Origin of the sequence: Rhodococcus sp. EPR-147 (assembly GCF_001647185.1) — a bacterium.
Lineage (GTDB): Bacteria > Actinomycetota > Actinomycetes > Mycobacteriales > Mycobacteriaceae > Rhodococcoides.
In genome coordinates this window covers 1-6,070 of the sequence record NZ_LVCU01000096.1, presented here as the reverse complement: position 1 = coordinate 6,070, position 6,070 = coordinate 1, and the positions used below count along the sequence as shown (strand labels likewise).

Below are 6,070 nucleotides of genomic sequence, written 5' to 3'. Positions count from 1 at the left end.
GTGGTCGGAGTGGCGGTCGGACTCGCCCTGATCTACTCGATCGGTGGATATCTGGCCCGCGACGGCTTCGCCGATTCACCGTCCTTCGGCGGATTGCTGGTGGACTTCCCGCAACGACTGGTTCCCCCGGTCTACCTGCAATGGCTCGAACCTGCCCTGCTCCCGCAGAGCACGCCGACGACCCTGCTCTTCGAGTGGACCGGCGTGGTGTTCTGGGTGGTGGTCTGCGTGCTCGCTGCGAGTACCTTCCTCACCCCGGTGTACGGCACCGAGACCGACGCCGCCGAACGTGCGCGCGCTTTGCTGATGTCGAGCAGCGGGTCCGCTCTGTCGTGGATGACGACGTGGCGCGGCAACAAGTACTGGTTCGGTTCCGACGGTCGCAGCTACGTCGCCTACCGCGTCATCTCCGGCGTCGCACTGACCACCGGGGATCCCGTCGGTCCGCGGGAGTCCCTGCGGGACAACGTCGTCGAGTTCGCCGAGTTCGCGTCCGAGAACGGGTGGATCCCGTGCTTCTACTCCGTCACCCCCGACGTCCGCCGCATCACCGACTCTCTCGGTTGGGGAGGAATCCAGGTCGGTGAGGAAACGGTTCTGGACCTCGACGGCATTGCGTTCACCGGCAAGCGATTCCAGGACGTGCGGACTGCGCTGAACAGAGCGAAGAAAGCCGGCGTCGTCGCCGAGTGGATCCGCTTTCCTTCTGCCCCGCTGGCGATCACGGACCAGATCACTGCGATCTCGGAGGAATGGGTCGCGGACAAGGGTATGCCCGAGATGGGCTTCACTCTCGGCGGTCTCGAGGAGGTCGACGACGAGAACGTGCGGTGCCTGATCGCCGTCGACGAGAACCGGACCGTGCACGGCGTGACCTCGTGGATGCCGGTGTACGAGGACGGCGTCATCGTCGGATGGACGCTCGACTTCATGAGACGCAGATCCGAGGGCTTCCGGCCCACGATGGAATTCCTCATCGCATCGGCGGCCCTGCTGCTCGAACAGGAAGGCGCCCGATTCCTCAGCCTCTCGGGCGCACCCCTGGCCAAGGTCGACGAGAAGCAACCCGAACACGTCTCCAGCGCCGAGCAGTCCACGCTGTCGGGGCTGCTCGAGCGGTTGCTCGACGTCCTCGGACGCACCCTCGAACCCGTCTACGGATTCCGTTCCCTACTGGCGTTCAAGTCGAAGTTCCAGCCTCGCTACGAACCGATGCACATGACCTTCGCGGATCCGGCCGCTTTGCCCAGCATCGGAAATGCGATCGGCCGGGCGTATCTGCCCGACGTGTCGATCGGTCAGGGTGTCAAGCTGGTACGCACGATGATCGAGCGGTGAGAGCCCGCGCTACCGCTCGGTGGAAGCCCCTGCGGCGGCGCGACTCTCGGCCCGGACGGGTCCACCGACCGACCCGTACACGTGGCGGGTGCCGATCGGAACGATGAGCGGACGATCGGACATCGGGTCGTCTATCACGGCGGCTTCGAGGCCGAACACGTCGAGCAGCAGCTGCTCGGAGATGACGTCCTGTGGCCTGCCCGAGGTGACGATCCGGCCCTGCTTCATCACGATCAACCGGTCGCTGTACCTGATTGCCAGGTTCAGATCGTGCAGGACCATGACGATGGTGCGGCCGAGTTCGTCGTGCAGGCGGTCGACGAGATCCAGGACCTCGATGGAGTGCGCCAGATCGAGATAGGTGGTCGGCTCGTCGAGCAGCAGGATGTCGGTGCCCTGGGCCAGTGCCATCGAGATCCAGGCGCGTTGTCTTTGGCCACCGGACAATTCGTCGACGGGTCTGTCGGCGAGGTCGCTGATTCCGGTCAGTTCGAGTGCGTTCGCCACCTCTGCCTCGTCGTCCGAGCTCCACTGCCGGATCCACGATTGGTGGGGGTGACGACCGCGTGACACGAGATCTGCGACGGTCAGTCCTTCGGGAGCAGTGGGCGCCTGAGGCAGCATTCCGAGGGTGCGGGCCACCTCTTTGGTCTTCATCGACGAGATCGCCCGACCGTCGAGCATCACGCTGCCGGCCTTGGGCTTGAGCAGACGGCCGAGCGAACGCAACAGCGTCGACTTTCCGCAGCCGTTGGGTCCGATGACCGTGGTGATGACACCGGTGTGAATCTCGAGATCGAGGTGTTCGACGATGGTGCGGTCGACGTACCCGAGGCTCAGATCGTTCGCGATCAGACGCGAGGTGTGGCTGGTGGTCATACGGAGGCCTTTCGGTTACTGCGAACGAGTAGGTAGAGCAGGAACGGTCCACCGAGGGCCGAGGTGACGATGCCGACCGGGAGTTCCACCGGCAGAATCGTGCGCGCGATCAGATCGCTTGCCACGACCAGCAGTCCCCCGAGAAGTGCCGACGCGATGATCGGCGGGCCGGGCGTTCGCAGCACCCTCAGCGCTATTTGGGGAGCGGCGAGCGCCACGAATCCGATGGGTCCCGCGGCGGCGGTGGCGATCGCGGCGAGTGCGACGGCCGCGAGCAGCATCATGGCCTGACTGTGTTGCAGACGAACCCCGAGCGATCGTGCGTTGTCGTCGCCGAGTCTCAGGGCACCCAGCGTGAACGTCGCGACGACGGTGCCGCCGCCGACGAGGACGACCGCGATGGCCACCGGCCAGACCGCGGACCAGTCCGCTCCGTTGAGTGACCCGTTGAGCCAGACCTGAGCACGGGAGACGTCGTTGATGTCGGCGCTGATCAGCAGCCAGCCGATCACCGCGGTGAGCATGGCGTTGACGGCGATGCCGACCAGAATGAGGCGGAATCCGTCGACGCCCTTGCGCCAGGCGAGGGTGTAGATCGCGATGGCGGTGAGCAGCCCGCCGATCAATGCCGCCAGAGGAAGACCGAGGGTGGCGAGCAGCCCGCTGAAGCTGCTGCCACCGCCGAGCACGATCAACGCGACGGCCGCGGCACTGGAACCGGCCGTGATGCCCAGGATGTCGGGGCTGGCGAGGGCGTTGCGGGAGATCGACTGCGTGATCGCGCCGGATATACCGAGAGCGGCCCCGACCAGGAGCCCGGTCAGTGATCGGGGCAGCCGCAGGTCCATCACGATGAATCGTTCGATCCTCGAACCGCCGCCGAGCAGAACGTCGAGGACCTGCACGATCGACAGCGGGAAGTCGCCTCGGCCGATGTTCACGCACATGACCAGCACCAGCGCCGCAGCCAGTAGGACGGTCGTCAGGACCATCAGTGGCCGTCGAACCATCGAGATCGGACCGAGGCGGAACGCAGGCCGGGTGCGAACGCCGCCTTCGCCGGGCGTCGGTGTGGGGGACTGCAGGTCGGCGGTCACAGGCCGACCAACTTCCGGCGTCGGACGAGAGCGATGAAGAACGGCGCTCCGATCAGTGCCAGAACGATGCCCACCTGAAGCTCGCCCGGGCGCACCACGACCCGGCCGATGACGTCGGCGATCATGAGCATCACTCCGCCCATGAGGCCTGCGTACGGGACGAGCCAGCGGTAGTCGGGTCCGGTCACCGCGCGGGCGATGTGCGGGACGACGAGGCCGACGAACGCGATGGGCCCGCATGCTGCGGTCGCTGCACCGGTGAGCAGCGTGATGGCGAGGATGCCGACGGTTCGGGTGATCGCGATGTTGGTCCCGAGCGATCGTGCGACGTCCTCGCCGAGGCTCATGACGTTCAGGCCGGGGGTGCTCGCCAGTGCGATGAGGACGCCGATCACCAGGAACGGCAGGACCTGCCACAGTACGTCGAGGCCGCGTCCGGCAACGGATCCGACCACCCAGAAGCGGTAGCCGTCCAAGCTGGTCTGATCGAGCAACACGACGGCGTTGGTCATCGCCGAGAGAAAGAATGCGACGCCGGCTCCGGCCAGGGCGAGATTGACCGGGCTCGATCTGCCCGACCCGATCGACGACAGTCCGAAGACGACGATGCTCGCCACCGCCGAACCGGCGAACGCGAACCACAGGTACTGACTCGGCGAGGTGAACCGAAACAGATAGATGGCCATGACGACGAAGAACGCCGCCCCGGAATTGAGGCCGAGCAGGCTGGCGTCTGCCAACGGGTTACGGGTGTGCCCCTGGATGAGAGCGCCTGCGATGCCCAGTGCGATGCCGACGACCAGTGCGAGCACCGTGCGTGGGATCCGCAACGTGCGCACGATGATGTCGGTGTCGGTGCCCGTCGAATTCAGCAGCGCATGGGCGATTTCGGCGAACGTCAGTGGCCGCGCGCCGATGGCGATGCTGGCGAGGATGCCCGCCACGAGCGCGACGACCAGGACTGCCAGGCCGAGCAACCTGCGCCTTCGGATCGCGGCGACCGAGCCGTCCTTGGGAACGGGCTCGAATCCTTCTGCTGCCGCGGTCTTGTCGCGGACCACTTCCGACGACGACGTGTCGATCCCGAACTGACGACGCAGAGCCCGGCGTGCGCCGATGGGGCCGTGGGTCGAGGTGTCTCGCAGCGTGAGCCCCAGCCAGCGCTTGCCGGTGCTCTGGCCTTCGTTGCCGTCGCGGTATCCGCGGTTCCAGACGAACAGAGCCGCCGCGACGCACACCGCGATGGTGCCGAACACGAATCGGTCCGCCTGGCCGCCACCGTTGTCGTCACGAAGCGCGTCGACGATCGACCAGCCGACGAACAGGGGGATCAGCACGATCAGTGCGTCGATCGCGGCTGCAGCGAGGCGAGAGCTACGCGGCGGCGGCCCGGTGGGCACGTCCTCGGTCCCGTACGGCTCGTCGGAAGACCGGCGTGCGCCGTGGGGGCCGAGTAGCGGAGCTGTTGTCACAGTGCTCGTGACTCCTCGCTGTTTCGAAGGGACACGGTTTAGGTTACGGAACCCTTCCTCGGCGCGTGAGGTGAGGTAAGGGTAGCGGTGCCTGACCGCTTTATGATCTGGTTAGGCTAACCTACTTTGAGTGGGTAGGGGTGTGACGCGTGCACCCGCCGGGAAACTGAGGAGCGATCAGGTGTCAGTTGCAGCAGCGTCGTATACGGGTTGGGCCGATGTGCATCGATTCTCGAGTCGATCCGGCGGGGCGGCGCTGTTGGCCGACTCGTGTGCGACCCTGCGTGCACTCAACCCCGATTACCCGCGGATGTACGCGGTGGCAGCGATGGCGAACGAGGGCAAGCGCCGTTGGTGGCAGTTGGCGGTGGGTCTCGACGACGGTCGCGTCGAGCAGATGTACCGACGATCGCTCGAGGATCTCGATGTTCCCGAAGCTGCGGCAGTGCAGGTCGCTACGGCTCTGATCCATGCCGTCGTCGGGCGCGTGGCCGCGCTGCTGGTGTTGGAGGCGCGAGCCTGGGATCCGGGCATCGACAATCTGTGGATCCACATGGACAGTGACGGCGGGATCGATTGGGCAGGAGTGACATCGCCGATCCTGCGCGTGCTAGCCGAGGATCCCGCCGCGGGTGAGCCCGGCACGGTCACACTTCCGTGCGAGCAGGCTCTGTTGGTCTGGACTGCACATCGATGCACGACGTCGCTCGGCGCGGTGTTCCGCGCGATCGCCGACCGCGCACCGCTGGATGCGCGTGTCTTCTGGGCTCTGGTCGGCGACGCAATACTGGGGGCCTCGACGTATGTACCGATTCTGGCTGGGGCGAGCGCATCGGCAGGTGCGCGCCGGGGTCAGATGCTGCTCGACGCCATGGTCGCGGCCGGGGCACCCGTGCGGTCACGCGTCGGCGTTCCTGGCCGCGCGAGACTGCGGGCATCGTGAAGGCCTTGCGCCGTAACTAAGGTTTGCCTATGCTGACTTCGTACCAACGGACCGCGCCGGAGTCCTGAGGGCTGCAGTGACTCCCGGTCCTTGCCACGGTGGGCCTCTCGTTCTTCGCGAACGAGAGGCCCACCGATTTTTGTGGGTCCATCGTCGTGTATCTCTGAACGGGAGCCGACTGCCGAGTCGGCCACCCTCTCGACGCAACCGGAAGGCACAGCAATGACGGACTCGAACGGCACCACGGGGGCGACCTCCTTCGACACCATGACGCCGGAACAGCTCACCGAATTGTGTGCACGGGGATTCGACGGGGTCGTGGGCCTGCGGTACCTCGAGGT

General features: G+C 66.1%; 5 protein-coding genes. 2 read left to right on the top strand and 3 right to left on the bottom strand.

Features of this window, described 5'->3' with window-relative positions:
• Window positions 1-1,338: bifunctional lysylphosphatidylglycerol flippase/synthetase MprF (locus tag A2J02_RS04625; protein WP_156516093.1), on the top strand; the 1,338-nt coding region annotated here is incomplete at its 5' end.
• A gap of 9 nt (window positions 1,339-1,347) precedes the next feature.
• Here the strand turns inward: A2J02_RS04625 and A2J02_RS04620 are convergent.
• The 3 genes from A2J02_RS04620 to A2J02_RS04610 all read right to left on the bottom strand — a co-directional run bounded on the left by A2J02_RS04620 (window position 1,348) and on the right by A2J02_RS04610 (window position 4,786).
• Window positions 1,348-2,217: an ABC transporter ATP-binding protein gene (locus tag A2J02_RS04620; protein ID WP_068047367.1), complete on the bottom strand. Its 870-nt coding sequence runs from the start codon at window positions 2,215-2,217 to the stop codon at window positions 1,348-1,350.
• Entirely contained in the window at window positions 2,214-3,227 is a 1,014-nt protein-coding gene (locus A2J02_RS04615; RefSeq protein ID WP_231893713.1) for a FecCD family ABC transporter permease, read from the bottom strand. The genes A2J02_RS04620 and A2J02_RS04615 overlap by 4 nt, the downstream gene beginning before the upstream one ends.
• Before the next feature lie 83 nt (window positions 3,228-3,310).
• Window positions 3,311-4,786, bottom strand: coding sequence for a FecCD family ABC transporter permease (locus tag A2J02_RS04610; protein WP_082898623.1), 1,476 nt, complete (start codon window positions 4,784-4,786; stop codon window positions 3,311-3,313).
• A gap of 181 nt (window positions 4,787-4,967) precedes the next feature.
• On the opposite strand from A2J02_RS04610, the gene A2J02_RS04605 reads away from it, so the two are divergent.
• Window positions 4,968-5,729, top strand: a complete 762-nt coding sequence (locus tag A2J02_RS04605; protein ID WP_068047364.1) for a hypothetical protein — start codon at window positions 4,968-4,970, stop codon at window positions 5,727-5,729.
• Window positions 5,730-6,070 lie beyond the last annotated feature (341 nt).

Coding starts and splice junctions, on each gene's coding strand:
- A2J02_RS04620 (WP_068047367.1), bottom strand. CDS start 2,217: ATGACCACCAGCCACACCTCGCGTCTGATCGCGAACGATCTGAGCCTC.
- A2J02_RS04615 (WP_231893713.1), bottom strand. CDS start 3,227: ATGGTTCGACGGCCACTGATGGTCCTGACGACCGTCCTACTGGCTGCG.